Source organism: Sinomonas soli (assembly GCF_054782415.1).
The window spans coordinates 94,005-119,009 of record NZ_BAAGSN010000005.1 but is presented as its reverse complement, the minus strand read 5'-3'; the positions used below and the strand labels follow the sequence as shown (position 1 = coordinate 119,009).

25 protein-coding genes are annotated in these 25,005 nt (G+C 71.5%); 14 read left to right on the top strand and 11 right to left on the bottom strand.

The window, feature by feature from the left end; genetic code table 11:
- Positions 1 to 23: 23 nt before the first annotated feature.
- The 3 genes from ACYVKZ_RS05515 to ACYVKZ_RS05505 form a co-directional block, all read right to left on the bottom strand.
- Positions 24 to 560 carry a hypothetical protein gene (locus ACYVKZ_RS05515; protein WP_460991063.1) on the bottom strand — a complete coding sequence of 179 codons (537 nt, stop codon included), beginning with the start codon at positions 558 to 560 and terminating at the stop codon, positions 24 to 26.
- Positions 561 to 745: 185 nt separating this feature from the next.
- The gene (locus ACYVKZ_RS05510; RefSeq protein ID WP_460991062.1) at positions 746 to 1,936 is read right to left on the bottom strand and encodes an alkaline phosphatase family protein; all 1,191 of its coding nucleotides are present in this window, start codon (positions 1,934 to 1,936) and stop codon (positions 746 to 748) included.
- Positions 1,937 to 1,986: 50 nt separating this feature from the next.
- The gene (locus tag ACYVKZ_RS05505) at positions 1,987 to 4,083 is read right to left on the bottom strand and encodes a phosphocholine-specific phospholipase C (protein ID WP_460991061.1); all 2,097 of its coding nucleotides are present in this window, start codon (positions 4,081 to 4,083) and stop codon (positions 1,987 to 1,989) included.
- Between the two features lie 184 nt (positions 4,084 to 4,267).
- Here ACYVKZ_RS05505 and ACYVKZ_RS05500 point away from each other — a divergent pair, with 184 nt between their 5' ends.
- Both ACYVKZ_RS05500 and ACYVKZ_RS05495 read left to right on the top strand, forming a co-directional pair.
- Positions 4,268 to 4,918 (top strand): hypothetical protein, encoded by a 651-nt coding sequence (locus ACYVKZ_RS05500; RefSeq protein ID WP_460991060.1) that lies wholly within the window; start codon positions 4,268 to 4,270, stop codon positions 4,916 to 4,918.
- A 174-nt stretch (positions 4,919 to 5,092) separates the two neighbouring features.
- The gene (locus tag ACYVKZ_RS05495; RefSeq protein ID WP_460991059.1) at positions 5,093 to 7,651 is read left to right on the top strand and encodes an LGFP repeat-containing protein; all 2,559 of its coding nucleotides are present in this window, start codon (positions 5,093 to 5,095) and stop codon (positions 7,649 to 7,651) included.
- Positions 7,652 to 7,732: 81 nt separating this feature from the next.
- On the opposite strand, the gene ACYVKZ_RS05490 is transcribed toward ACYVKZ_RS05495, so the two are convergent.
- The 3 genes from ACYVKZ_RS05490 to ACYVKZ_RS05480 all read right to left on the bottom strand — a co-directional run bounded on the left by ACYVKZ_RS05490 (position 7,733) and on the right by ACYVKZ_RS05480 (position 9,406).
- Positions 7,733 to 8,077, bottom strand: coding sequence for a hypothetical protein (locus ACYVKZ_RS05490; RefSeq protein ID WP_307007864.1), 345 nt, complete (start codon positions 8,075 to 8,077; stop codon positions 7,733 to 7,735).
- 100 nt (positions 8,078 to 8,177) lie between these two features.
- Positions 8,178 to 8,480: a DUF4193 family protein gene (locus ACYVKZ_RS05485; RefSeq protein WP_460991058.1), complete on the bottom strand. Its 303-nt coding sequence runs from the start codon at positions 8,478 to 8,480 to the stop codon at positions 8,178 to 8,180.
- A gap of 116 nt (positions 8,481 to 8,596) precedes the next feature.
- Positions 8,597 to 9,406 (bottom strand): formate/nitrite transporter family protein, encoded by an 810-nt coding sequence (locus ACYVKZ_RS05480; protein WP_460991057.1) that lies wholly within the window; start codon positions 9,404 to 9,406, stop codon positions 8,597 to 8,599.
- A 179-nt stretch (positions 9,407 to 9,585) separates the two neighbouring features.
- Here ACYVKZ_RS05480 and ACYVKZ_RS05475 point away from each other — a divergent pair, with 179 nt between their 5' ends.
- The 3 genes from ACYVKZ_RS05475 to ACYVKZ_RS05465 all read left to right on the top strand — a co-directional run bounded on the left by ACYVKZ_RS05475 (position 9,586) and on the right by ACYVKZ_RS05465 (position 11,386).
- A complete protein-coding gene (locus ACYVKZ_RS05475; protein WP_460991056.1) occupies positions 9,586 to 10,233 on the top strand; it encodes an NADPH-dependent F420 reductase in 648 nt (215 codons plus the stop codon).
- A gap of 363 nt (positions 10,234 to 10,596) precedes the next feature.
- Positions 10,597 to 10,878, top strand: coding sequence for a helicase associated domain-containing protein (locus ACYVKZ_RS05470; protein WP_460991055.1), 282 nt, complete (start codon positions 10,597 to 10,599; stop codon positions 10,876 to 10,878).
- An 88-nt stretch (positions 10,879 to 10,966) separates the two neighbouring features.
- The gene (locus ACYVKZ_RS05465; RefSeq protein WP_460991054.1) at positions 10,967 to 11,386 is read left to right on the top strand and encodes an ATP-binding protein; all 420 of its coding nucleotides are present in this window, start codon (positions 10,967 to 10,969) and stop codon (positions 11,384 to 11,386) included.
- A gap of 26 nt (positions 11,387 to 11,412) precedes the next feature.
- Here ACYVKZ_RS05465 and ACYVKZ_RS05460 read toward each other — a convergent pair whose 3' ends face one another.
- Positions 11,413 to 11,733: a hypothetical protein gene (locus ACYVKZ_RS05460; RefSeq protein ID WP_460991053.1), complete on the bottom strand. Its 321-nt coding sequence runs from the start codon at positions 11,731 to 11,733 to the stop codon at positions 11,413 to 11,415.
- A 280-nt stretch (positions 11,734 to 12,013) separates the two neighbouring features.
- Between ACYVKZ_RS05460 and ACYVKZ_RS05455 the strand changes: the two genes are divergently transcribed.
- Entirely contained in the window at positions 12,014 to 12,232 is a 219-nt protein-coding gene (locus ACYVKZ_RS05455; protein ID WP_307007854.1) for a hypothetical protein, read from the top strand.
- Between the two features lie 42 nt (positions 12,233 to 12,274).
- Here the strand turns inward: ACYVKZ_RS05455 and ACYVKZ_RS05450 are convergent, their stop codons facing one another.
- Complete coding sequence (locus ACYVKZ_RS05450) at positions 12,275 to 13,024, bottom strand: MBL fold metallo-hydrolase (RefSeq protein WP_460991052.1); 750 nt, start codon at positions 13,022 to 13,024, stop codon at positions 12,275 to 12,277.
- Positions 13,025 to 13,146: 122 nt separating this feature from the next.
- Here ACYVKZ_RS05450 and ACYVKZ_RS05445 point away from each other — a divergent pair, with 122 nt between their 5' ends.
- Positions 13,147 to 14,844 carry a DHA2 family efflux MFS transporter permease subunit gene (locus tag ACYVKZ_RS05445; protein ID WP_460991051.1) on the top strand — a complete coding sequence of 566 codons (1,698 nt, stop codon included), beginning with the start codon at positions 13,147 to 13,149 and terminating at the stop codon, positions 14,842 to 14,844.
- A 34-nt stretch (positions 14,845 to 14,878) separates the two neighbouring features.
- Positions 14,879 to 15,634: a dienelactone hydrolase family protein gene (locus ACYVKZ_RS05440; protein WP_460991050.1), complete on the top strand. Its 756-nt coding sequence runs from the start codon at positions 14,879 to 14,881 to the stop codon at positions 15,632 to 15,634.
- 66 nt (positions 15,635 to 15,700) lie between these two features.
- Here ACYVKZ_RS05440 and ACYVKZ_RS05435 read toward each other — a convergent pair whose 3' ends face one another.
- Positions 15,701 to 17,902: a transglycosylase domain-containing protein gene (locus ACYVKZ_RS05435; protein ID WP_460991049.1), complete on the bottom strand. Its 2,202-nt coding sequence runs from the start codon at positions 17,900 to 17,902 to the stop codon at positions 15,701 to 15,703.
- 40 nt (positions 17,903 to 17,942) lie between these two features.
- On the bottom strand, positions 17,943 to 18,398 hold the full coding sequence (locus tag ACYVKZ_RS05430) for a hypothetical protein (RefSeq protein WP_460991048.1): 456 nt from the start codon (positions 18,396 to 18,398) through the stop codon (positions 17,943 to 17,945).
- Between the two features lie 104 nt (positions 18,399 to 18,502).
- Here ACYVKZ_RS05430 and ACYVKZ_RS05425 point away from each other — a divergent pair, with 104 nt between their 5' ends.
- Positions 18,503 to 18,967, top strand: coding sequence for a GatB/YqeY domain-containing protein (locus ACYVKZ_RS05425; RefSeq protein ID WP_460991047.1), 465 nt, complete (start codon positions 18,503 to 18,505; stop codon positions 18,965 to 18,967).
- Here the strand turns inward: ACYVKZ_RS05425 and ACYVKZ_RS05420 are convergent.
- On the bottom strand, positions 18,964 to 19,590 hold the full coding sequence (locus ACYVKZ_RS05420; RefSeq protein ID WP_460991046.1) for an L-threonylcarbamoyladenylate synthase: 627 nt from the start codon (positions 19,588 to 19,590) through the stop codon (positions 18,964 to 18,966). The two genes, ACYVKZ_RS05425 and ACYVKZ_RS05420, sit on opposite strands and share 4 nt — an antisense overlap.
- An 83-nt stretch (positions 19,591 to 19,673) precedes the next feature.
- Between ACYVKZ_RS05420 and ACYVKZ_RS05415 the strand changes: the two genes are divergently transcribed.
- From ACYVKZ_RS05415 to ACYVKZ_RS05395, 5 genes are all read left to right on the top strand, one after another.
- On the top strand, positions 19,674 to 19,925 hold the full coding sequence (locus ACYVKZ_RS05415) for a hypothetical protein (RefSeq protein ID WP_460991045.1): 252 nt from the start codon (positions 19,674 to 19,676) through the stop codon (positions 19,923 to 19,925).
- A 58-nt stretch (positions 19,926 to 19,983) separates the two neighbouring features.
- Positions 19,984 to 20,847, top strand: a complete 864-nt coding sequence (locus tag ACYVKZ_RS05410) for a metal-dependent hydrolase (RefSeq protein WP_460991044.1) — start codon at positions 19,984 to 19,986, stop codon at positions 20,845 to 20,847.
- Between the two features lie 59 nt (positions 20,848 to 20,906).
- Entirely contained in the window at positions 20,907 to 23,468 is a 2,562-nt protein-coding gene (locus ACYVKZ_RS05405) for a Tex family protein (RefSeq protein ID WP_460991043.1), read from the top strand.
- A gap of 62 nt (positions 23,469 to 23,530) precedes the next feature.
- Positions 23,531 to 24,142, top strand: a complete 612-nt coding sequence (locus tag ACYVKZ_RS05400; RefSeq protein ID WP_460991042.1) for a GNAT family N-acetyltransferase — start codon at positions 23,531 to 23,533, stop codon at positions 24,140 to 24,142.
- Positions 24,129 to 24,965 (top strand): hypothetical protein, encoded by an 837-nt coding sequence (locus ACYVKZ_RS05395; protein WP_460991041.1) that lies wholly within the window; start codon positions 24,129 to 24,131, stop codon positions 24,963 to 24,965. Before ACYVKZ_RS05400 ends, ACYVKZ_RS05395 begins: the two co-directional genes overlap by 14 nt.
- Positions 24,966 to 25,005 lie beyond the last annotated feature (40 nt).

Below are 25,005 nucleotides of genomic sequence, written 5' to 3'. Positions count from 1 at the left end.
CGTCCGCTCGCCGTCCTCCCTTGTCAGGTGGTCCAGTGCGCCGCGGCCTGATGCGCGGGGGACTTCTTCATCCTCAGGATGGTCGCTGCCCGGGCAAGGATGAGGACATTCAGGGCAAGGCCGCCGAGCTGGAAGCCGCCGGTGCCGCGGGTCGCCATGTAGAAGACGATGAGGATGCACGCCGTGGCGGCCAGGACAACGGCGGCGATGAGCGGGGCCTTGGAGGTGGAGCGGCGGGCCGCCACGTTCCAGGCTCCGACGCCGGCATAGGCGAGGGCGAGGAAGCAGAAGACGCCGATGATCGCCACCGCGAGGGCCATGGCCGTCTGGGGCACGAAGCCGCCGGCGGCCTCCACGGCCGCCGTCGCGCGGACGACGGAGGCAATGTTCGTGTAGGCGTAGAACCCGGAGAAGAGCGCCAGGAGCAGCGCGGTAGAGCCCAGGATGACACGCCACCGCCTGGACTTCTCGGCGTCCTCCGGGGAGAGTGCGGCGGTCGAGGGCCACGCGCCGGCCTGCGGCCCTGCGGGCTGGTGGGAGAAGTGCTGGTCATGGCTCATGGCGGGTGCTCCTTCTGGCACGCAGGAGCACCTCCTGCTCCCCAACGAGGAGAGCCTACGCCCGCCGGGGCCGCAGCGCGCGGGGGAGCGCCGCCCATGGCCCGGCCGAAACGGGAATCGAGGCGCCGCCAGAAATTCCGGCGACGCCTCGACCCCGCCGTGTGAGGACGGCAGGTGCTCCACGGTCAGGGGCGGAAGAGCTCCTCGAAGGTGCCGGACGTAGTGGGCGAGCACGTGTTGGCAAGGCAGCCGAGGTGCCACAGGTGCTCAATCGTCGAGAGCAGCGTGTAGTGGTCGGACAGCTTGTCCGTGGTCTTGTGCGGGCCCTGAGCCGAGTTGATCACGATCAGCGGGGCGTCTCCGCCGCCGAGCACCGCTCCGTTCGCGCCGACGGGGCTGCCGGGGCCGCCCGAGTAGCCGGAGTAGTCGTTCTCGTCCCACGCGAGCACGATGCTCGAGTTTGTCGTCTTCCACGTCTCGGAGTCCATGATCTGCGTGACCTGCTGCTTCAGGTAGTCGTCACCGAGCTTGATCGCGCCGTGGTCCAGACCGGAGGCCGGGTAGCCGCACGACGGCATGCCGATCAGGTTGGCTCCCGACGGCGAGGTGCCGTGCATGTCATGGCACTGGTCGGGGCTGATCCACACGAAGTTGGGGACGTTCCCCGAGGAGAGGTCGCTCGCCAGGTTCTGCTCGAGCGGAACGATCTTCGACGTGCGGGACGGATTGTCCGCGATGTCGGAGAAGTACATGAACGGGTTGTGCTTCTCGGCGTAGAGCTTGACCGTCGTCGAGCCGATGGTCGGCGCGTACTCCACGGTGGAACCGGCTGACGGCATCGACTGCATGTAGGCCTTCCACGAGAGCCCCTTGGCCTCGAGCTGGTCGACGATGTTCTTGCCGGAGAACATGTGGGGCTTCGCGGAGGCGCTCGCCACCTGCGCGGAGGTGAGCGAGGCGGTGTCGGTGGCGTCCCCCGAGCCGGGCACGAACTCCTCCGGGGCGCAGGTGACGTCCGCGCCGGCCTTGCAGTCGTCCCAGATGCCCTGGAAGTCACCCGAGATCGTGGCCAGGTAGTTGGTCAGGCTCGGGTGGGTCACACCGTGGTAGTTGGTCGCGACGTTGTACTTCTGGGCGAGGGAGGTGATGTACGGCGCGTCGGCAGTGTTGCCGATGATCTGGTCGCGGCCGTGGTTCTCCATCATGATCACGAAGACGTGGTCCGGGCCCTTGGCGCCCTGGCCGTCTGATGCAGCAGAGGAGACGGGAGCGGCCAGCGCAGCCGAGGGAGCGACCGCAGTGGCGCCCGTGAGGGCGACGGCCGCAGCCATCGCCGCGGCAGCGCCTGCTGCGCGGCCCATGAGCAGATTGAGCATTGCATTGTCCTTTCGGGGTGTGTCCCGGGCGGGGCCCCGCCCGGGTCCGGTCATCGGCCCAGCTGCGGGTCGCTCGTGAGGGAGCCGGCGTTCTCGAGCCGCCCGGCGAGGACCCGGACGAGGGCTGCATCTGCCGCGGAGGTGACCGTGAGGTCGTACCAGCCTCCGGGCGTCGGGAGGACCACCGTCTTGGCCTGTCCGGGGTTGAGTGAAAGGGGCTGCGCTCCGGTGCCGTAGGCGTCCTTGAGGACGAGGTCGGCCTTGGCGGAGCCGGCATTCTCGATCCGGAACCGGGCATGCGCGGCGGCCCCGTCCGAGGCCACGGACACCCGGATGTCCGCGGCGGCCGTGGTGCCGGCGAGGCGGCGGTACCACCCTGCGGGGCCGTGCAGCTGCACGTCGTACTCGGTGCCCAGCGGCCAGGCGGCGTCCATCGTCGCGCCGGCGCCGATCGTGTAGGGGTAGGGACCGGCCGGCAGGAGGTTCGACCGGACCTGGACATGGGAGCCCAGCGTCCCGGAGTTGATCCAGCGGGCGGTGAGCTTCCCGCCGTCGACCGTCGCCTCGAGATCGAGCGCGTAGCCGAGGCCGCGGGAGGGGCGCGTCCCCTTCTCCTGGCCGGGCATGGTGTTCGCCGCGGGCGGCGCGGGGACATAGCTGGGGTACTTCTTGGCGGCAGCGATGTCCGCGTCGCTCGGCTTGTACGAGGCGGTGTCCGGCAGGGCCGGGGCCGTCCCGGCGCTCGCCGAGAAGTCGAACGCGCTCGTGAGGTCGCCGCAGACTGCCCGCCGCCACGGGGTGATGTTGGGCGACTTCACCCCGAAGCGGGCCTCGAGGAAGCGCACGATCGAGGTGTGGTCGAACGTCTCCGAGCAGACCCAGCCCCCCATGCTCCACGGCGAGACCACGATCATGGGCACGCGCACGCCCAGTCCGAAGTGGCCGGGGACATCAGCCTTGCCGGAGTACGTCATGCGGCCGTCGTACCACTCGCCGTCAGTGGGGACGGTCGAGGCGCCGGGGATCTGCGGGGTGTTGGGGTGCGGCGGGACGATGTGGTCGTAGAAGCCGTCGTTCTCGTCGTACATGAAGAACACCGCGGTCTTGCTCCACACATCGGGGTTCGAGGTGAGGATGTCGAGGATGTTGGCGGTGTACCAGGCGCCGTAGCCGGCCGGCCAGTTCGAGTGCTCGGTGTACGCCTCGGGGGCGACGATGTAGGACACCTGGGGGAGCGTTCCCTTGGCGACGTCGTCACGGAAGATGCGGAAGAGGTCGTCGTGGCCGCCGAGGACGTCGGTGCCGGTGCGGGCCCTGTCGTAGAGCGGTGTCCCGGGCTTCGCGTCCTGGTACTGCTGGAAGTACAGCAGCGAGTTGTCGCCGTAGTTGCCGACATAGGGGTTTCCGGTCCAGCCCTCGTAGTGCGCGGGGTCGAGGCCCTGCCCGATGTCCTGGTAGACCTTCCAGCTCACTCCGGCCTTCTCGAGCTCCTCGGGATAGGTGCTCCACGCGTAGCCCGTCTCGGCGTTCCACAGGTCGGGACCGCCGCCCGTGCCGGAGCCGTTCCCCTTCCCCGACGGGTCGTCGCCGCCGGCGAACATGAAGTAGCGGTTCGGGTCCGTGGGCCCCAGGACCGAACAGTGGTACTGGTCGCAGACCGTGAACGCGTCGGCGAGGGCGAAGTGGAACGGGATGTCGCCGCGCTCGTAGAAGGCCATGGTCGCGTCCGACTTGGCCGGGAGCCACTTGTCGTACTTCCCGGCGTTGAACGCCTCGTGGGTCATCTTCCACGAGTGGTCGAGGTCTTCCACGAACTGGAGGCCGAGGTGGGGGGCGCTCGGGTGGAAGGGCGTGATCTCGCGCGTGGCGTTGGCCTGGTGGAAGGAGTCCTTCCCGCTCGGGAGGATCGCCGGATGGGGGTCCGAGAACCCGCGCACGCCCTTGAGCGTGCCGAAGTAGTGGTCGAAGGCGCGGTTCTCCTGCATGAACACGATGACGTGCTCGACGTCCTTGATGGAACCGGTGGCCCGGTTCGCGGGGATCGCCGCGGCGCGGGCGATGCTCTGGCCGAGCATCTGGGACACGGCGGTGCCCGCGGCCGTCGCGGCCGAGAGCTGGAGGAAACGTCTACGGTTCAGGTGTGTCATGAACTGCTCCTAGTACACGGTGGTGGCGTCCCCTGAGGTAGCCTTCCCCCTCGAAGTGACGGGAGCATTGAGGCTTCATGAACTGTGGGCGATCCGGAGCGCAGGCCAAGGGGGAGGGCTGCCAGCATTCGCAGCAGAGGCGCCCTTAGACTGGCCCCGACCGACCGACGAAAGCGACGGCCCAGTGAAGACCACGCCCGCATTCCCCGCCGCCCTCGCGGCGATCGCCCTGTGCCTGGCAGGCTGCTCGGCTGCAGCCCCGAACACGACGGCGACGGCGTCGGCTGCGACCGCCCCCTCCGCGTCGGCCTCGACGACCGCTCCAGGCGAGGCGCAGGCCACCGGCGGCAGCTCCGGCTGGCAGCTGGTGCCCGCCAACGGGGCAGCCGGAATCAAGGCCGCGGGGCTCCAGGTTCTCTCCGAAGAGGGCAGCGCCGAGCACTACCACGCGCACCTCGACGTCATCTCGGACGGCCACCCTGTCCCGGTGCCGGCAGACATCGGCTTCAGCTTCGGGGCGGACGGACAGCCCAACGGCATCTCCGCGCTGCACACCCATGACCCGTCCGGCATCATCCACATCGAGGCGCCCACCACCGGCCTCACCTACACCCTCGGGCAGGTGCTCACCGAGTGGGGCGTCCTGGACGGCTCCGGCGGCGCCCCGGGCAGTGCGCATTCGAGCGCGGTCGACTGGCAGGCCTACGTCAACGGAGCGAAGCAGCCCGGCAACCCCCGGGGCATCACCCTGAAGGCCCACGACGAAGTGCTGCTGGTGCACGGCGCCCCGCCCGCCACCATCCCCAGCTCCTACAGCTTCCCCGACGGGTACTGAGCAGCCGTCCCCGGCACTGCTCGGCGCGTCCCGACTCCAAGCGCCGGCGGCCGTGGCCCAAGCGCCAGCCAACGATTGCCCAAAGGTCAGCCGAGGATTGCGCGGGTTCCGCGTTGGACAGGTCCAACCTCCCCTAGGATCGAACCCGCAGCGATCCCGCCTTTGGAGGCCCCCATGCGCCCACGCGCCCCTCATCACCGTGCCCAGTCCGCCAAGAAACGCCGCCACCGACGAACCGGCGGCGGTGCGGCGACCCGCGCCCTCGCGTCGGCCGCCGTCGCGCTCGCGGTTGCCGTAGTCCCGGTCGTGGAGGGCCAAGGCGTGGCCCCCGCGGAGGCCGCTCCGGTGCCCGCCGTCGTCCCGACGGTCCTCCCGCAGCGGACCGCGCAGCTCTCGGTCACCATCGTCACCCTCCAGACGAGCGACAAGACCGCTGCCGACGCGGCCGCGCTCGACGTCAACGCCTACAAGAGCGCCGTCTCCTCGGCGAGTGCCTACTGGTCCACCATGTCCGCCGGCCGCATCAGCATGCGCGTCGACAAGGTCATGGCCGGATTCAAGACCGCGGCCTCCTCGAGCGACGACTTCACCGTCATCATGAACACCGTTGCCCAGGAGATCGGATGGACGCCGAACACGTCCAACGTCCTGGTCCTCGCCGTACCCCGCACCGACGTGATCGTGTACGGGACCACAGGCAACCTCGGCGCCGGGGCTGAAACGGGTCAGACCAGCGGCCTCGTCCTCCTTCCGAGCCCGTCCAACTTCACCTCCCCGGTCACCGCCCACGAATTCGGCCACGTCCTCGGACTCGGTCACGCCAACGCCCTGCAGTGCACGGACGGGGCCGCCGATTCGACCCTTGCCGGCACGGACTTCACGGACGCGGCCTGCACCACGCGCTTCTACGGCGACCGCACCGACCTCATGGGCGTCTCCCAGTACAGCGAGCCGCAGCTGAACTCCTACCTGTACGAGTACGGCGGCTTCGGCAGTGGGAACGAGATCCGCAATGCGGGCACCGCGGGAGCCCCGATGACGCTCACGCTCACACCCTGGGCCGGAAGCGGTGCAGCGCGGGCGGCGAAGTTCCAGGACCCTCTGACGGGGGAGTGGTACTACCTCCAGTACAAGGCTCCGGTCGGATACGACGCCCCGACGGCCGTGGGCGGAAACCAGGGCGTGGAGATCATCAAGGGCGGCCTGAACTCCAGCGAGTCGCTGCTCCTCGCCCCGAGCACCATGCCGTTCCTCGGGTACTACGCGTCCAATCTGGCGTGGCAGCCCGGCCAGACCTTCACCACGGCCGGCGGGACCCGGGTCACCGTCAACTCCGTCTCGGCCGCGTCCGCGACCGTGACGGTCACTGGCGGCAACGTCCCGCCGCCCGGCGTCGCCGAGCTCATGGACGCCAAGGCCGCCCAGTTTGGCCTCGGCTCCGGATTCGGCGGCTACGGGATCTCCCGGGACGGCGGCTGGTACCACATGTACCAGGGGGGCGCGGTCATCTGGACCCCCGCCAACGGTGCCATGGTCTCCCACGGAGCCATCCGGTCTGTCTGGCAGGCACTCGGGTTCGAGAACGGCCGCATGGGCTACCCCACCACCGACGAGGTGGGCGGCCTCAAGAATGGTGGCGTCTACCAGATGTACGAGGGCGGGGCCATCGTCTGGTCCCCGGCCACCGGCGCCCATGAGTCCACCGGCGCGATCCGCGGCCGGTACACGCAGCTCGGGTTCGAAAACGGGATCATGGGCTACCCCACGAGCGGGGAGACGGCGGGCCTGAAGGCCGGCGGCGTCTTCCAGATGTACCAGGGCGGGGCCATCGTCTGGTCCCCGGCGACAGGCGCCTTCGAGTCCAGGGGTGCCATCCGCAGCGACTGGCAGTCCCTGGCCTCCGAGAACGGGAAGATGGGCTACCCGACTGGCAGCGAGACGTCAGGCCTCAAGGCCGGCGGCGTCAGCCAGGCCTACCAGGGCGGCGCGATCGTCTGGTCGCCGGCCACCGGCGCGCACGAGTCCACCGGCGCCATCCGCGGGGAATGGCAGTCCCTCGGCACCCAGGAGGGCACCATGGGTTACCCCACCACCGGCGAGGTGCCCGGCCTCAAGAGCGGGGGCGTGTACCAGATGTACCAGGGCGGAGCCCTCGTCTGGTCCCCGGCCACCGGGGCCCATCAGTCCACCGGGGCGATCCGCTCCCGGTACGCGCAGCTCGGGTACGAGAACGGGGCCATGGGCTATCCCACGAGCGATGAGGTGCCAGGCCTCATCGGCGGGGGCGTGGCGCAGTCCTATCAGGGCGGGGCCATCGTGTGGTCCCCGGCCACCGGAGCCTTCGAGTCCAAGGGTGCGATCCGCTCCGCGTGGCTGTCCCTCGGTGCCCAGGATGGCCGGCTCGGCTACCCGACCAGCGGTGAGTACGCCATTGCGGGTGGAGTCGCCCAGGACTACCAGGGCGGCAGGATCGTGTGGAGCCCCACGTCCGGGACCACGGTGACGGCCACTGGGGCACCGGCCGCGACCCCGAGCGCATCGGCCTCGAGTGCCCCGGCTCCGACCACCACGACGGCGCCGGCCGCGGCGGCGACCCCCAGCCCGTCCGCCACCGGGACGGCGAGCCCGCTGTCCACCCCGGCCCCGAGCGCGTCAGCCAGCGCTGGCTCCGCCGCGGCAGCAGCCCCGAGCCCGTCGGCGACCCCGACGGGAACGGCTGCACCGACGCCCTAGGCACGAAGCGCAACAACGCAGGGCCCCGGGCTCCTCTGGAGCCCGGGGCCCTGCGTTGTCAGGCAGGTCCTTGCCGGCAGGTCAGTTGCCGGCCCCGCAGACGCTCTGGAGGTGCGTCACGGCGCCGCTGACCTTGGAGGTGCTGAGTGCCGACTTGTCGCCGTTCGCGTAGCCCTCGAGCCCGTCGGCGAGAGCAGCGATGTCCTTCTTCACATCATCGGAGGCCTTCTGGGCGAGGGTGCCCATCTGGCTGGCGACGCCGCTCACCTGCGTCGGGCTGGGGCTGCCTCCAAGAGTCGAGACGTTCTTCTCGATCGACAGGAACTGGGCGCAGGAATCCTTCGTGGAAAGCTGGGCCGAGCAGCCGGACAGGCCGAGGGCGGCGGCTGTGAGCAGGGCGGGCACGAGGACGGCGGTCTTCTTCAATCTGGTCCCTACAGGTAGCTGGTAGCTGGCCGGGCCCGGTGCCCCGCCTCGAGAAGCCACCCTACCGTCGATCGGGCCCGGCCGCCGGACTAGCCCCTGCTCAGCCCTCGCAGTCCCGGCAGTACGCCGCCCCGTCCTTCTCCACGGCCTTCTGGGAGCGGTGGCGGACCAGGAAACAGGACTGGCAGACGAACTCGTCGTCGCCTTGGGGGACGACGTGCACGGTGAGCTCATCGGTGAGGATCTCCCCGCCCGGGAGGTCGCCGCTCTCGCCGCTGTCGTCTCCGTCGAGCTCGCGCACGACGCTCTGCGGGTCTGGTGCGCTGGCCGATTTCACGGCCTCGAGCGAGTCGTTCTGGGATTCCTTGACGTCGGAGCGCAGTTCGTCGTAGTCGGCGGCCACAGGCCTGGCCTTCCTTTCGGCTGGCGGGAGTGCGAGCAGCAACCGTACACCACGGCGTGCGCGCCTGGGGTGCGGCCCGGGAAAGTGCCCGGGGTACGGCCCTCAGGCGCGGGCGCTCAGCCGCGGGCCCGGCGCTCGCTGATGAGCTCCTTGCTGCGGAGCAGCCGCAGCGCGGTCACCAGCAGCAGGCCACCGAGGACGTTGAAGGCGGCCGTGTAGGCGAACCATCCCAGCCACTGGCCATAGCCGAACGGCGCGCCGGAGTGGAGTGCGCCGAAGATCAGCAGGGAATCGAGCACCGAGTGGAACAGCGGCAGACCGGACAGCAGGAATCCGCCGGCGACGGCCGCTGCGATCTTCCCCGGCACCGACTCCGTGCCCTGCTGCATGCGGGTCATGAGCGTGATGGTGCTGCCGCCCAGGGTGGCCAGGCAGAGTGACTGGAGGGTCGGGGGCGCCTCGGCGAAATGGCGGCCGGAGTCGATGACTGTCGGGGCCCACTCGGGAAAGGCCTTCATGACGAGCCACATGAAGCACCATCCGCCCACGAGGTTCGCGGCCAGCGTTCCCGTCCACAGCTTGATGAGCTGTCCGAGCCGGGCCTGTCGCGCAGCGACCGCGGCGATGGGCACGAGGAAGCCCTCGGTGAACAGTTCGCTCTTGGCCAGCAGGAGGGCGATGAACCCGATGCCGAAGGCGAGCCCAGCCAGCAGCCTGCTCCCGGTGGAGTGCTGGACGGCCAAGTAGGCCATCACGCCGAGCCCGACGTCGACGCCCCCGAAGAAACCCGTGATCAGCACCGAGCGCCAGGTGCGGTGCAGGCGCTGCGCCCCTTCTCCGACGATCCGGTCGAAGGACTCCTCGATCTCCTCCTCGACCGGGGCATCGTTGCTGCCGAGTTCTCGACGGCGGTCCTCATCGCTCATGCACGGGCCTCTTCTCGCAGGGCGGTCCTTGACGTCTGATCCGCGCGACACGGCGGCCCCGGCGCGCCTCCGTGGCGCTCCGGCGTCCAATCTAGCGCCGCAGCGAGCACGCCGCCACGCCCCCGGGATGTCCGGAGGAAAGCCGGGAATACTGGGCGCCGACCGTGGTTGCACCCCACATGACAACGATCGGCTTCATCGGCAGTGGACATATCGGCTCCCAGCTCGCACGCCTCGCCGTGCGGTCCGGCTATGACGTGGTGGTGAGCAACTCGCGTGGCCCCGAGACCCTGTCGGGCCTCGTCGCCGAGCTCGGCCCGCACGCACGCGCCGCGACCGCCCGCGAGGCGGCCGACGCCGGGGACCTCGTCGTCGTCACCATCCCGCTCAAGAACATCGACCAGGTCCCGGTCGATGAACTGGCAGGGAAGACGGTGATCGACACCGGCAACTACTACCCTCAGCGGGACGGCTCGATTCCGGCGCTCGACGCCGAGGAGACGACGACCGCCGAGCTGCTGCAGGCGCACCTGCCGACCTCACACGTGGTGAAGGCGTTCAACCACATCTACGCCCGCGACCTCACCACCGATCCGCTGCCGGCAGGCTCGCCGGACCGCCGCGCCCTGGCCATCGCCGGAGACGACGACAGCGCGAAGGCGAAGGTGGCGGCCCTGATCGACGAGTTCGGCTTCGACGTGGTCGATGCCGGGCCGCTCGCCGAGGGCTGGCGCATCCAGCGTGACACCCCGGGATACGGGCCCCGACTCGACCGAGCGGGGCTCACGCAGGCCCTCTCCGCCGCGAAGCGCTACCGGGACATGTAGACACGACGGCCCGGCGCGGCGTTCTGTGCGGAGCGCCGGGCCGTCACACGCTGGGGTCCGGGGCAGAATAGCGGCGGTGCCGGCTCCGGACAAGATCTCGTGGAGAGCGTCCGGGCGGCCCGCGGCTGGCCCGGGCTAGGACTGTCAAGCGGAGCGTGCCAGCGCGGGGCGGCGGAATGCGCTGCTGGGATCTGCACGAACAGAGGCATGACAGGGCCCTGCAGGATGTTGTCACGTCGTTCGATGAATCGATGGTCCGGGGCCTGGCACTCCGGCGCCCCACCGCGCCGCCCACCCTCGCTCCACGTTGCGGCCGCGCCTAGAATTCCTGTCGATTCAACGGCTGTCTTGGGGGGAGCAGGCATGGACGGGCAGACGCGGACGCGGTTCGGGCGGAGCCTGGCGGGCCTGCCGGCCCTGCGGCAGCAGAGCGAGAACGACTTCGCGGCGGCGGTCAATGAGGTGTCGGCCTTCGTGCGGGACCGCGGGCGCCTGCCCGAGCCCGCGGCACGCGACCGGACCGAGGTGAGGCTCGGGGCGTGGCTGGCAGCCCAGCGCGCCGCCGACCGCCGGGGACGGCTCAGCGCCCAGCGTGCCAGCACTCTGCAGCGGGTGCTCGGGCGCGGCTGGTCCTCGCCCGCCTGAGGAAGCCGTCGCAGCGGGTCCGGTTGAGCCCCGCCGCCCGCGGGTAAGGCCCCCCTGAACCCCATAACTCCATCGAAGGGACGGTCCCGTGTCCGGCGCGGCAGTGGTGCTCAGAGCAAGCGGAAAGCGGAGCGACGCGTTCCTCACGAGGGTGGAAGGCCTCCTCGAGCGCCTGTGGCACGACGACCCCTGGGCCGGTCTTGCCGATCGGACGGCATTCGAGATCGCCGTCATCGAGGCCGTCTCCAATTCGATCCGCCACGCCGTGGCCCCGGCCGGGACGACCTTGCTCCTGGAGATCGAGCTCCGCCCCACCTATCGGAGGCTCGAGGCGGAACTGCGAGAGGTGGGCGCCGTGCCGACGCCGTCGCTCCGCCACGAGCCGGGCACACCCCGCGACGCTGGCCGCGGACTGGCCATGCTCCGGCAGCTGATGAGCGAGGTCCGGTACGAGCGCGTCGAGGACGCCAATGTGTGGACCCTCGGAAGGGACCGGACCGACATCTGAACCGGCCTTGGAGGCGCGTCAGCCGCTCAGTGCCCCTGGAAGTGGAGCTGCACCATGGCGACTGCCGCGGCCAGCAGCAGCCCGAGCAGGACGAGTCCGGAGATGCCCGCAAGGGCGAGGGCGAGCCGGCCCACGGCCACGAAGGGGCCCTTCGGGATCAGCCAGGCGCGCTGCCGCACCGCCGCGAGATCGGGGGTGCCGGCCAGGAGGGGGGCCTCAGCGGCGAATGGTCCCTCGGCATGCCGGACCGAACGGCGGGCCGCCTCGCGGTCCAGGGCCGCGCGCAGGCGGGCAGACTCGATGCTCCCGCGCCGCTCCGTGTAGGCGCCGCTCGCTGACGAGTCCATCTTGTCCCCCTGATCACGATGTCCGCGGCTCACTCGGCCGCGGCCGGCCGATGCCCGCGGCGGCCGCGCCCGGGCTTGCACCCGGGGCGGCCGCGCGTGGACAGGCAGCCCACCGGTGGGACCCCAGCTCCCACAGATAGACATGTACAACATATCGCATCGGGAGCCCGCCAGCTGCCCGCCCCCCGGTCCGGCGCCCCGGATCGGATTCAACACCCTGATGAGTGGGCAACCTCACTGCGTCCGGAACATATCCCCGCCCCACCAGGAGGTTGCTGTCATGCTCGAGAAGCTGCACGAAATGGGGGTCAGGAGCGAATACGCCTACATGGCCGGCTTCGGATCCATCGGATTCTCCTTCGTCTCCTGGCTCGTGAGCCGCATGAACCCGCGCCACGACCGCGCCCAGTCCGACCGCTGGGGGATCTTCGTGGGCCACTGGGCCCCCACGTTCTTCACGATCGGGATCGCCCTCAAGCTCGAGGAGAAGGGCCGCTGACCCGCTGCCGCTGACGCGTCACCGAGGCGGCGCGGGCAGCGCCTATCGGCGCCCGCGCCGCCGTGGTGACCGGCCGGCGTCGGCCGCTGCCCGTTCGACGGCGTCGACCGCCGCGCCGACGCCGCCCCGCCACGGCGTCCCGTGCCCGGGCAGCACCCACCGTGCCCCGGTGGGCCGCAGTCTTTCCAGGGATCTCAGGGCCTGGGCGGGATCGTCGGTGAACGGGGCCGGTTGCGGCCCCTCCCGTCCCGTGAGGACGTGGCGCGTGGTGAGCGCGTCCCCGACGAACACGGCCTCCACGGCAGGGACGTGGACCGCGACGCTGCCGGGGGAGTGGCCGGGCAGGGCGACGATCCGCGGCGCGCCGGGGAGGTCCAGGACCTCGCCGTCCTTGAGTTCACGCACCTCCGCCACGTGGGCCGGCCGCAGCGCGCCCTTGCCGACGGCGTAGGCCAGGAACCTCACCACGGGTCCCAAGCGCATCGGCCCCCAGCCAGGATTCGTCGATCCGTGGCCGCGCGCCCGCGCGCTGTCCGCCCCATGCACGTAGACGGGGACCCCTTGGTCGCGGCGCAGGCGCTCCGCGAAGCCTAGATGGTCGGGATCGCCATGGGTCAGGAGTACGGCCCGGATGTCCTCCACGGAGCGGCCGAGGGCCGTGAGTTCCTGCTCGAGGTCGCGCCAGTGCCCCGGCAGGCCGGCGTCGATCACCGTGATGCCCGAGCCGTCGACCACGAGATAGGCCGCGACCATGTCATTGCCGATCCGGTGCAGCCCGGGGCGCAGTTCCATGGCGCCATCGTAGCCAGCACTCCGCCGCCCGCCGCACTCCGACCCATGCAGGGTTGATGTCTCGATCATCGAGAAATAAGATGATCGAGAAAATATCGGCTCGGCTCCCCGGAGGCTCAGTCATGGCGCCCCAGCACCGCCCCCACCCGTCGTCGCCCAGCCCGTCGGCCGTCCCCACCGGTGCCGGCGGGGACAGTCCCGCCGCAGGGCGACGGCGATGGGCCGGGCTCGTGGTGATCAGCCTCGCCGTCTCGCTCATCATCGTGGACTCGACGATCGTCAACGTCGCGATCCCCTCGATCGTCAAGGACCTCGGGGTCGACTCGACCGGCGTGCAGTGGATCCAGGAGTCCTACACCCTCGTGTTCGCGGCCCTGCTGCTGGTGTTCGGGACCCTCGGCGACCGCTTCGGCCGGCGGCGCCTGCTGCTGCTCGGGGTCGTCGTGTTCGCGCTGTCCTCCGTGGTCGCGGCCTTAGCCCCCACCGGGGGCCTCCTCATCGGCTCCCGGCTCGTCCAGGGCGTGGGCGGCGCCATGGTGCTCCCCTCCACGCTCTCGCTCATCAACGCCGGATTCCGGGGATCGGAGCGGGCGATCGCGTTCGCGGTCTGGGGCTCCACGATCGGCGGCATGTCCGCCGTGGGCCCACTCCTCGGCGGATGGCTGACCACCTCGTTCTCGTGGCGCTGGGCCTTCGGGATCAACATCCCCATCGCGGCGGTGATCGTGGTAGGCGCCCTGGCCGCGGTCGCCGAGTCCAAGGACGGCGCCCGCCGGCCCCTCGACCCGGTCGGCGCCATCCTGTCCGTCGTCGCCTCGGCATCCCTCGTCTTCGCGCTCATCGAGGGCCGCACCTACGGCTGGTGGACCGTGGACCAGCGCCCGAAGATCGGATCCTGGGAGTGGCCGGGGCCCGTCTCGCCGATCCCGTTCGTGTTCGGCCTCGCCCTCCTCGGCATCGCGGCCTGTGCACTCTGGGCAGTCCGCCAGGAGCGCCGGGGCCTGGCCAGCATGTTCTCGGTCGAGCTCCTGCGCATCCCCTCGTTCCGCAACGGCAACCTCGCCGCACTCATCGTCTCGCTCGGCGAGTTCGGCATCATCCTGGCGCTGCCGATCTGGCTCCAGAACGTCCTCGGCTTCAGCGCCCTCGACACTGGACTGATCCTGCTGGCCCTCGCCATCGGCTCGTTCGCGGCCAGCGGCCTCGCCGGAGCGCTCAGCCACCGCGCTTCCCCCGTCGTGATCGTCCGGGTGGGCCTCGTGGCCGAGATCGCCGGCGTGGCGGGGCTCGGGGCGGTCATCGGGCCCGACACCCCGTGGGGCCTTTTGGTCCCGTGCCTGTTCGTCTACGGCTTCGGGGTGGGGCTCGCGACGGCGCAGCTCACCGGGGTGGTCCTCAAGGACGTCCCCGTCACCCTGAGCGGCCAGGCCTCCGGCACCCAGAGCACTGCGCGGCAGATCGGGTCGGCGCTGGGCATCGCCGTGCTCGGCACGGTCCTGTTCTCCTCGGCCGGGGGGCTGCTGGACGGCTCGCTGGACGGCCGCGGCGTGCCCGCAGCCCAGCGTGACTCCATCGTCTCCGCGGTCGTCGACAGCTCGGGGGCGGCCATCGCCGGGCTCGCGGGCTCGCCGGCCACGGCGCCGGCAGCCGCGGACGCGAAGGCGGCGTTCTCCGAAGGCACCCGGTACGCCGCCTTCTCGGCGGCGAGCTTCCTGGCCGTGGGGCTGCTCGCGACCCTGTCCCTCGGGAGCGGGCCCGGGCGCGAACGGCGGCGGGTGTCCGGGCAGGCCTCCGAGGACCGTCAGGCCCAGCGGGCCTGAGCCCGTGCCCAGCGGCCGCCGCTATCCTGTGCCCATGTCTACCGAGCTCATTCAGATCCCCGCCCCTGAAGGCACCGCCGAGGCCCTCGTCGCCCGGCCCGCGGCCGGCGAGGGCCCCTTCCCCGGAGTCATCCTCTACATGGATGCGTTCGGCATCCGCCCCCGCATCGCCGAGATGGCGCAGCGCATCGCGGATTGGGGCTACGTGGTCCTGGCTCCGAACGTGTTCTACCGCGAGGGCAGCGTGGCCGAGCTCGCCCCGGCCCTCGACATGACCACCGCCGAGGGGCGCGAGGAGGCCGGCAAGGCGGCGTTCCCACGGGTCGGCCGGCTCACGGCCGACAAGGCTCTGCCGGACATCGACGCCTGGACCGCGGCCCTGGCCTCCCTCGACGGGGTGGCCGAGGGCCCCATCGGCGTCACCGGCTACTGCATGGGTGCCCGCCTCGCCGTGCGGAGCGCGAACGCCCACCCCGAGGTCGCCGCGTGCGGCGGCTTCCACGGCGGCGGCCTCGCCACGGACGACGCCGACAGCCCGCACCTCGGCCTCCCCGGCGCCCGGGCCCGGTTCGTCTTCGGCCACGCCGACCACGACCGGAGCATGGCCCCCGAGGCCGTGGCCCGCCTCGGCGAGGCCCTCGAAGCCGCCGGACTCGAGGCATCCAACATCATCTACCCCGGCGCCTCGCACGGCTACTCCATGGCGGACACCTCCGCTTACAACGAGGAGGCCACGGAGCGCCACTTCCGCGAGCTCCGCGCCCTCTTCGACGCGACCCTCGCCGCCTGAGCGCGGCGCGGGGCGGGCGGACGACGGCGGGCGCCTCCCGCCGTCGTCCGCCCGCCCCGCGCGGTGCTACTTCTTCTGGTCCTGGTGCTTGTCGCCGTGCTTGTCGCCGCTGATGAGGCTCGGCGGGGGCGCGTCGAAGGCCCCGTGGCTGTAGAGGCCGACGGCCTTCTGCATGTAGTACGCCCACTGCGGGCCCGCGATGTAGGCTCCGTCGATCGCCGGCCAGAACCGGCCGTTGACGTACACGTTCCGGCCGAGGTGGTCCTCCGGGTTCTTCAGCGCCTCGCCGAAGTAGGAGGCAGTCGAGAGCCCGCGGGTGTAGCCGACGAGCCACGTCTCGCTGTTGTACTGGTTCGTGCCGGTCTTGGCCGCGTCCGGCACCCCCAGCTTGATGGTCTTGCCCGCCGTGTCCTTGATGTTGTAGCCGGAGCCCTTGGTCAGCACGTCCTGGAGCACGTTCGTGACGGCCTTGGCGACATCCGGCTTGACCGCGCCCTGGTGGCAGTCCTTCGATTGTCCGCCGATCTTGTTGCCTTGGGCGTCCTTGACCGAGGTGATCGACCTCGGGGTGCAGTACGTGCCGTTGGCGGCGAAGGTCGCGTAGGCGGACGCCATGGTCAGCGGGGACACGTTCATGCCGCCCAGGAGGTTGCCGAGCGTGGACATGTCCAGCTTCTGGCCGTTGCCCTCGCCGTCGTGCATGCCGAGCGCATCCGTCGCGCGCTGGATGTCGCAGAAGTCGCTCAGGCCCGCGGCGGAGGCGAAGGTGGCCGTGTTGATCGACTGGTAGATGCCCTCGCGCACCGACATGGGCCGGTACCAGTTGGGCTCATCGTTCTGCAGGTCGGGGGCCGTGTTCCACGGCGGCCGCGCCGTCGTGTCGTCGTAAGCCCCGGTGACCTTCGCGCACGTGTCATGCCACGGATGGTTCAGAGGATAGCGGCGCTGGGCCGCGTTGACCTTCTCGTCCGTCGTCTTGCCCTCGTTCAGCCACGCCGTCAGGGTCAGCGGCTTCACCGACGAGCCGGGCTGGAAGCCGCCCGCCCCGCCGAGGTCGTTGCCGTGCGCGTCCGTCCGGTCCACGTTGAAGTTGTAGCTCGTGACGAAGCCGAGGCCCTGGCCCGCGAGCATCCGCGTGTTCTGGGCCATGGCGAGGATCTTGCCCGTGCCGGGCTGGACCGTCACGAGAGACGTGCCCCACTTGTCCGGGTTGGCGCCCGCGGTCGCATCGACCTGCGCCTGCGCCGGGCCCTGCAGGCGGGGGTCAAGGGTGGTGGCGATGGTCAGGCCCCCGCGGGTGACGGTCGCGTAGCGGTCGTCCGGGGTCTTCCCGTAGGCCGGGTCGTTGAGGACCTCGTGCAGGACGTAGTCGCAGAAGTACTGCGCCTGGACGGCATAGGCGCAGCCCTGACGGGGCGGGCTGACCTTGAGCTTGAGCGGGGACGCGGCGGCATCGTCGTGCTGCTTCTGGGTCACGTAGCCGTGCTTGAGCATGGCGTCGAGCACGAGGTTGCGGCGCTGGACCGAGGCGTCCGGATGGGCGGTCGGGTCGTAGACCGAGGGCCCGTTCACCACTCCGGCGAGGAGGGCGGCCTGGGGGAGTGTGAGGTCCTTGGCGTCCACGGAGAAGAAGTACCGGCTCGCGGCCTGGATCCCGTAGGCGTTCGGGTTGAAGAAGACCAGATTGAGGTAGCCGGCCAGGATCTCGTCCTTGGAGTACTTCTTCTCCAGGGCGATCGCGAGCTTCATCTCGCGCAGCTTGTCCCCGAGGTCCTTCTGGCCGTTGAGCACCACGGTGGGATCCTGGCCCTGGGCGATCAGGTTCTCCTTGAGGACGTTCGCCACGTACTGCTGGGTCAGGGTCGAGGCGCCCTGCCTGTCGCCGCGCAGGTTCGCGATGGCCGCCCGGAGGATCCCGGTCGTGTCCACCCCGCCGTGGTCGTAGAAGCGGTAGTCCTCGATGGCCACGATCGCGTTCCTGATGTCCGGGGACATGGCGTCGAGCCCAACGGGCGTCCGGTTCTCGCTGAAGAGCGAGGCAATCGGCGAGCCGTCGGCAGCGACGATGCTGGTCACGCGCGCCGGGGGCGTGACCGTGAGCTCCGAGGGGAGGTTGTCGAAGAACTGGACCGTGCCGTTGGTGGTGCCCCAGGCCGCCGCGGCCACCGGCATGAAGATGCCGGCCACGAGGGCGCCGCAGACCGCGCTCACGAGGACGAAGGCGACAAGCCGCCCGAGGACTGCGGCTGCATTCAGGACTCGGGCCATGCTCGCCAGCTTAGGGGGTCGGATAGGGCCGGGCGAGCCATCAGGAGCCGTCCTCGCCGAGCCGCCGCAGGTACGTCTCGAGGTCGTAGGGGTTGCCGCGGGGCGGCCCGGCGGCCGCCCCCGGCCGGTCGCTTGGGGACGCGCCGGGCTGGGCGGCCCGAGGCGCGGGTTCAGGTGCCCGATAGCCGGCCCGGCGGCGCCCCCGCACGGCGGCAGACCACGCCCAGACGAGGACGATGAGCACGATCGGCACACCGGCGGTCCGGGCGACGTCCAGCACCGCCAGGCACAGGAGCGCGAGGAGGAGCCACTTGAGCACGAGCGCGGCGAGGGGGAAGGGCTGCACCCTCCTCAGGGCCGCCCACTCGAGGACGGCCTGCGGCTCCTGCCGGGCGAGGCGGGGCCGCGGGGCAGCCGCAGCGCGCCGGTGCTGTTCAAAACGCCGCGGCTGGCCGATGCGCCGCCGGTGCCGGACCCTGTAGTGCCTGCGTCCCACGGGAGCCTCCTGCTGGCCTTCCTCCATTGTAGGAGCGCCTACCCTTGAGGCAGGCGGTGGCCCGCGCGCCGCATCCCACGACGTCCCCAGAAGAAGGTGCCCCGATGTCCACGCTCAAGGAGCGGCTCCAGGCCGACCTCGTCACGCACATGAAGTCAGGCGACCGGACCGCGCTCACCACGGTCCGCAACGTCCTGGGCGAGATCGAGACGCGGGAGAAGTCCGGCAAGACCCCGGTGACGCTCGACGACGCACAGGTCACCTCGCTGCTGCAGAAGGAGGCCTCCAAACGGCGCGAGACGGCCGAGATCTACGCCGGCGCCGGCGAGGACTCCCGCGCTGCTGCGGAGGTCGCCGAGGCCGAGGTCATCGAGGCATACCTGCCGCAGCCGCTCACCCGCGAGGAGGTCGAGGGGATCGTCGACGACGCCATCGCCGCGCTCAGGGCGCACGGCGCCGAGCTGTCCCTCCGGCAGATGGGCCAGGTCATGAAGCCCGTCACCGCCGTCGTGGCGGGCCGGTTCGACGGCAAGGCCGTCAGCGAGATCGTGCGGGCCCGGCTGGCCTAGGCCTCTTCGAACCGGCTCGGGTCCCCGGCCCCGTAACGGGCGATCTCGGCTGCGCCGGAGGTGAAGTCCACCACGGTGGTCGGTTCGGAACCGCATTCGCCGGCGTCGATGACCGCGTCGACCACGTTGTCGAGCCGCTCCTTGATCTCCCAGCCGTCGGTCAGGGGATCCTCCTCACCGGGCAGGAGGAGGGTCGAGGACAGCAGCGGCTCGCCCAGCTCGCGCAGCAGGGCGCGCACCACGGCGTTGTCCGGGATGCGCACGCCCACCGACTTCTTCTTCGGGTGGAGCATGCGCTTGGGCACCTCCCGGGTGGCCGGGAGGATGAAGGTATAGGGCCCGGGCGTGACGGCCTTGATGGCCCGGAAGACGTCATTGGGCATCTCGACGAGCTGCCCGAGCTGGGCGAACTCCGCGCACACGAGGGTGAAGTGGTGCTTGTCGTCGAGGTGGCGGATCTGCCGGATCCGCTCCAGCGCCTCGCGGTTGCCCATCATCGCCCCGAGCGCGTAGCAGGAGTCCGTGGGGTACGCGATGAGTCCGCCCTCGCGCAGGATCTGCACGGCCTGGCTGATCGCCCGGGGCTGCGGGTCGACCGGGTGCACATCGAAGAATCTCGCCATGGCCGCCAGCCTACGCCTGCCCAATCCGCAACTCTCCGAGGGCGTGTGCAAGAAATGTCGGACCCCCTGCCTAGCCTCGAATCATGAGCACAGCAACGGTCCTGACGCCGGTCCCGCGCCTTCACGGAACCGGCCCCCACCCCCTCGACCCTGACCGCCGGGTCCCCGGGCGCGAGGACGACTGCGCCGAGTGCGGCAGGGGCCTCGCGGAGTCCGAGGAGCACCGCTGCGCGGACTGCCTGGACCTCGCATCCCACGCGTGGTGCCGCGACTGCGGCTCGGTCCTCAGCGATGCCGACCTCGACGCCGGCGCCTGCGCCTCCTGCGAGGCCTGAACCGTCCCGTGAGCACCACCGTTCCACCGTCCCGTCTCCGACGGGAGGGTCCCGCAGCATGATGGGGCCCCACCACGCGGCCTGTGGCGCAGCAGCCTGGGTCGCGCTGACCACCCGTGTCCACTTCGACCTCTCCGCGGCCACCGCGCCCCTCGGCCTCGGCCACGTCGCCTTCGACCTCGGGTGGCCGCTGTTCGAGGCCTCGCCGGTCGGCGTCGTCGTCGGCGCGCTCGTCACTGCGGGGGCCGCGCTCCTGCCCGACGCCGACCACCGCAGCGCGACCATCGCCCAGTCCCTCCCACCCGTCTCGAATGCGGTGTGCGCGGGAATCGGGGCCATCGCGGGCGGCCACCGCAACGGCACGCACTCGCTCGTCGGCATCGCCGGCTTCGTGACCCTCGCGTGGTTCGCCGGGCACTGGACCCTGCACACTCCGCTGTGGGGAACCGTGTACCTTGGCGCAGGGCTCGTGTCCCTGCTCCTGGTATCCTTCGCGGCCAAGGTGCTCGGGATCCTTCCGGACGGCGTCCAGAAGCTGCCCTGGATCCTGGCCGTGCCGCTGGCCGTCTTCGTGGCCCTGTGCGCCCCCGACCGACAGGACTGGTTCCCCTTGGCCGTCGGCATCGGGAGCGCGGTCCACATTGCCGGGGACCTCCTCACGACCGGCGGCTGCAACCTGGTCTGGCCCTTCCGCTTCCGCCGGCCGAAGTTCATGCACAAGACCCCGGTCATCCGCTGGGTCTGGCGGCGGGGCGGCCATCTGAGCATCCCCGTCCTCGGCGATGCGGGCTCGTGGAGGGAATGGCTCATGCTCGTCCCCGTGGGCATCTACGCGATCGTCGGGGTGGGGACCTCGCTCGTGGACCTCGGCCGTCCGGGCGTCCTCTGGGCCATCGCCACGTGGGGTGCAGGGGGCCGATGACCACGGCTGTCGGAGGGATGATGACCACGGCTGTCGGAGGGATAGGGCACAGTAGAACCGTGAGCACCGAGACCTCCCTGGCCCAGCCGTCCCCTGCCCTGCCCGCCCCGCCCGGGGAAGCGGAGACCGCCGAGGCGATCGCCCGGAGAATCGCCGCCGAGCTCGGCGTGGCACCTTGGCAGGTCAAGGCCGCGGTCGGCCTCATCGACGGCGGCGCGACGGTGCCCTTCATCGCGCGGTACCGCAAGGAGGCCACCGGCACCCTCGACGATGCCCAGCTGCGCGAACTCGAGGAGCGGCTGCGCTATCTGCGCGAACTCGAGGACCGCCGCCGCACGATCATTGCCGCGGTCGCCGAGCAGGGGGCGCTCACCGAGGAGCTGCAGTCTGCGCTGCTGTCCGCCGCGACGAAGTCGGAGCTCGAGGACCTGTACCTCCCCTACAAGTCGAAGCGGCGCACCCGCGCCCAGATTGCGCGCGAGGCCGGCCTCGAGCCCCTCGCGGACTCGATCCTCGCCGACCCGTCCCGGGACCTCGATGCGCTCGCGGAGGCCTACCTCAACGAGGAGAAGGGCATCACCGGTGCCGCCGAGGCGCTCGCGGGCGCCCGGGCGATCCTCACCGAGCGTGTCGGGCAGGATGCCGCGCTCGTGGCTGACCTCCGCGAACGGCTCTTCCGGGGCGGTCGCCTGCGCTCCGCCGCGAAGGCCGGCGGCGCCGGCGGGGAGGGGAAGTACGCCGACTTCGAGGACTATGTCCAGCCCGTCGACGCGATGCCGGGCCACAGGGTCCTGGCACTCCTGCGCGGCGAGCGCGAGGGGGCCCTGTCGCTCGAGATCGCCGAGGCCGATCCGCGTGACGAGGCTGCCCGGTCCGAGGCGCGGGCGGCCTACGAGGCGGCCGTGGCGCGTGCGCTGGGCGTGTACGGCGGCGCCGGGACCCCGGCCGGGAAGTGGCTCGCGCAGACGGTCAAGGTCGCCTGGCAGGGCAGGCTGTTGGCCAAGCTCGAATCCGATCTCAGGGCGCGGCTCTTCGATGCCGCCGAGGAGGAGTCGGTGAAGGTCTTCGCCGCCAACCTCCGCGACGTGCTCCTCGCCGCGCCGGCGGGGAACCGGGCCGTGCTGGGCCTCGACCCCGGCCTGCGCACGGGGGTGAAGGTCGCGGTGGTCGACGGCACGGGCAAGGTCCTCGACACGGCGACGGTGTACCCGCACGCGCCGGCGAAGAAGTGGGACGAGTCGCTGGCCGTCCTGGAGAAGCTCGCGCGACGCCACAACGTCGAACTCGTCGCGGTGGGCAACGGGACGGCGAGCCGCGAGACGGACCGGCTCGCCGGAGACCTCCTGGCCCGGCTCGGGCTGCCCCGCGGGTCCAAGGTCATCGTCTCGGAGGCCGGTGCGTCCGTCTACTCTGCCTCCGCCCTCGCCTCCGCCGAGCTGCCCGAGCTCGACGTCTCCCTGCGCGGCGCGGTCTCGATCGCCCGCAGGCTCCAGGACCCCCTCGCGGAACTCGTGAAGATCGATCCCAAGTCGATCGGCGTCGGCCAGTACCAGCACGATGTCACCCAGTCCAAGCTCGAGCGCAGCCTCGACGCCGTCGTCGAGGACTGCGTCAACGCCGTCGGCGTGGACGTCAACACCGCGTCGCCCGCGCTGCTCGCACGGGTCGCCGGCCTCGGCCCTACCCTGAGCCGCAACATCGTCGAGTACCGCGACGCCCACGGCGTCTTCGCCTCGCGTGCCGAGCTCAAGAAGGTCCCGCGCCTCGGGGCCAAGGCGTTCGAGCAGTGCGCGGGCTTCCTGCGCATCACCGGCGGCTCCGAGCCGCTGGACGCCTCGGCAGTCCACCCCGAGGCCTACGGGCTGGCGGCCCGCATCCTCGAGGCAGCCGGGGGATCGAAGGAGCGCGTGGCGACCCTGGATCCCGCCCGGTTCGCGGACGAGCGGTTCGGCCTGCCCACCGTCCGCGACGTCATGACCGAACTGGTCCGCCCCGGCCGCGACCCGCGCCCCGAATTCGTCACCGCGTCCCTCGCGGAGGGCGTCGAGACGATCAACGACGTCCGGCCCGGCATGATCCTCGAGGGCACCGTCTCCAACGTTGCCGCCTTCGGCGCATTCGTGGACCTCGGGGTCCACCAGGACGGCCTCGTCCACGTCTCCGCCATGAGCACCAAGTTCATCTCCGACCCCCGCGAGGTGGTCCAATCAGGCCAGGTCGTCAAGGTCAAGGTCCTCGACGTGGACGTTCCCCGCAAGCGCATCTCGCTGACGCTGCGGCTGGACGACGAGCCGGGCGGCGAGCGCGGCGAACGCAAGCCGGCCCGCGGGGGCGAGGCCCGGCGTCGTGCGTCCGGGGAAGGCCAGACCGGCGGGAACCAGGCTGGCGGGAATCGGCGACCCGGGGACGAGCGCGGCGGTGACGGACAGGCCGGCCGCGCCCAGCGCAGCCGCGGTGGCCAGGGCAGCAATGTCAGCCCCCGCAGCGACGGCAGCCCGCGCGGCAACGGCAGCCAGGGCGGCCGGAACCAGAACGGCGGCGGCCAGCGGGGCGGGAAGGCCGAGCCGGCCGCGGACACCGCGCTGGCCGACGCGCTGAGGAGGGCCGGGCTGGCCCGCTGACGCCGATCGGGCGGCAGAGCCCTCCAGCAGGGGCCTGTAGGGTAGTGCGGATGGATTTTCCCGTGACCCTGACAGGCTCCCGCGTGGCCCTGCGGGACTGGACGCCCGACGACGTCGAGGGCCTGCGCCGCTGGAGCGTGCCTCCTCCCGCCGGGGTCCACGAATGGCAGCTCTACGACGGCCCCTTCTACGGGCGCTGGAGCGCCGAGGGAGCCAACGGCTGGTGCGATGGGCTCCTGGCCCGCGCGGCCGACGGCGGGTGGCCGCCGGTGCGCGAGCACCTCGCGATCGTGGACGCCGGCTCCGGCCAGTTCATGGGCCAGGTGTCGTGGTACTGGGAGGAGCGCCCGGGGGCCGAGGCCGAGGACGGCACGCGGCTCCTTCCGTGGCGCAGGCTCGGGCTGGCCGTCTACGACCCCGCCCGCTGGTCCGGCGGCTACGGCACCGAGGCGCTCGGCCTGTGGACCGGCTACCTCTTCGCCTCCACCGACAGCGACCGCCTCGACTTCGCGACGTGGAGCGGGAACACGGGCATGTGCCGGGTCGGTGAGAAGCTCGGGTTCACGCTCGAGGCGAGGTACCGGAAGGCACGGAAGGTCCGCGGCGAGCTCTACGACGCCGTCGTGTACGGAATTCTCCGGGAGGAGTGGGAGGCTGCCCATGGCGGAGCGTGAGGAACCGCCGACCGAGGGACTGCATCGGGCGCCCCGGGCCGGCCGCGGGCGGGATGCCGCGCCCCGTCGGCGCCGAGCCCGGACGGGGACGCTTCGGTGGACGCCGTGGTTCCTGCCGGCGGTGGGACTGGCCCTCGTCTGCCTCGGCGTGGCCACTGTCCCGGCACTCGTCCTCGTCGCTGCGGCGGTCGTCCTCGGCACGGCGGTGTTCTGGAAGTCCCGGGCACGGCGCTCGGCCGGTTCGGCGGTCGTCCCCGCTGGCGCCGTCTGGGGAGCCGGGGGCGCCTCGCTGCTCTCGCTAGCCGCCCTCTCGTTCCAGGTCATCGTGGGCGCGGGGCCGGCGCCCCACCCCACGGCGAGTTCCCCGCGGCAGGACAGCGGCGTGCCCACCGCCCCGTCCAGCGCAGTACCGGCCGTGCGGGCATCGTCCACGACATCCTCTGCCTCGTCCACTGCCACCGGCGCCCCGCCCAGCGCGCCTGCGTCGGACCAGGCCGCCGAGGCGGCCCGGGCTGCAAGCCCCTCGGAGCCAGCTGCCCCCGCCCCGTACGAGGCCCCCGCGCAGCCGGTTCCGGTTCCCGCCCAGCCGGTCCCGGCGCCGTCGTCCGCCTCCACGCGGCCCGCCCCGGCCCGCTCTGCCCCGGCTCGCCAGGCTCCGCCGGCACCAGCCCCGTCGCCGACGTCGGGCGGCTCCCAGACCGGGCCGTCGCCGGCCCCGACCACGTGCACCCCCGACCAGACGGGCGGCCTGCCCACCGTCCAGATCGGCATTCTGGGGATCGGCGCCACGGTGTCCGGCACCGGCGGCGGATCCTGCAACTAGGCCTTCCGGGGTGCTCGGAGCGCCGCGGGGGAGTGATGTG

Coding starts and splice junctions, on each gene's coding strand:
- ACYVKZ_RS05515 (WP_460991063.1), bottom strand. CDS start 560: ATGAGCCATGACCAGCACTTCTCCCACCAGCCCGCAGGGCCGCAGGCC.
- ACYVKZ_RS05510 (WP_460991062.1), bottom strand. CDS start 1,936: ATGCTCAATCTGCTCATGGGCCGCGCAGCAGGCGCTGCCGCGGCGATG.
- ACYVKZ_RS05505 (WP_460991061.1), bottom strand. CDS start 4,083: ATGACACACCTGAACCGTAGACGTTTCCTCCAGCTCTCGGCCGCGACG.
- ACYVKZ_RS05495 (WP_460991059.1), top strand. CDS start 5,093: ATGCGCCCACGCGCCCCTCATCACCGTGCCCAGTCCGCCAAGAAACGC.
- ACYVKZ_RS05480 (WP_460991057.1), bottom strand. CDS start 9,406: ATGAGCGATGAGGACCGCCGTCGAGAACTCGGCAGCAACGATGCCCCG.
- ACYVKZ_RS05475 (WP_460991056.1), top strand. CDS start 9,586: ATGACAACGATCGGCTTCATCGGCAGTGGACATATCGGCTCCCAGCTC.
- ACYVKZ_RS05470 (WP_460991055.1), top strand. CDS start 10,597: ATGGACGGGCAGACGCGGACGCGGTTCGGGCGGAGCCTGGCGGGCCTG.
- ACYVKZ_RS05460 (WP_460991053.1), bottom strand. CDS start 11,733: ATGGACTCGTCAGCGAGCGGCGCCTACACGGAGCGGCGCGGGAGCATC.
- ACYVKZ_RS05455 (WP_307007854.1), top strand. CDS start 12,014: ATGCTCGAGAAGCTGCACGAAATGGGGGTCAGGAGCGAATACGCCTAC.
- ACYVKZ_RS05450 (WP_460991052.1), bottom strand. CDS start 13,024: ATGGAACTGCGCCCCGGGCTGCACCGGATCGGCAATGACATGGTCGCG.
- ACYVKZ_RS05445 (WP_460991051.1), top strand. CDS start 13,147: ATGGCGCCCCAGCACCGCCCCCACCCGTCGTCGCCCAGCCCGTCGGCC.
- ACYVKZ_RS05440 (WP_460991050.1), top strand. CDS start 14,879: ATGTCTACCGAGCTCATTCAGATCCCCGCCCCTGAAGGCACCGCCGAG.
- ACYVKZ_RS05435 (WP_460991049.1), bottom strand. CDS start 17,902: ATGGCCCGAGTCCTGAATGCAGCCGCAGTCCTCGGGCGGCTTGTCGCC.
- ACYVKZ_RS05425 (WP_460991047.1), top strand. CDS start 18,503: ATGTCCACGCTCAAGGAGCGGCTCCAGGCCGACCTCGTCACGCACATG.
- ACYVKZ_RS05420 (WP_460991046.1), bottom strand. CDS start 19,590: ATGGCGAGATTCTTCGATGTGCACCCGGTCGACCCGCAGCCCCGGGCG.
- ACYVKZ_RS05415 (WP_460991045.1), top strand. CDS start 19,674: ATGAGCACAGCAACGGTCCTGACGCCGGTCCCGCGCCTTCACGGAACC.
- ACYVKZ_RS05410 (WP_460991044.1), top strand. CDS start 19,984: ATGATGGGGCCCCACCACGCGGCCTGTGGCGCAGCAGCCTGGGTCGCG.
- ACYVKZ_RS05395 (WP_460991041.1), top strand. CDS start 24,129: ATGGCGGAGCGTGAGGAACCGCCGACCGAGGGACTGCATCGGGCGCCC.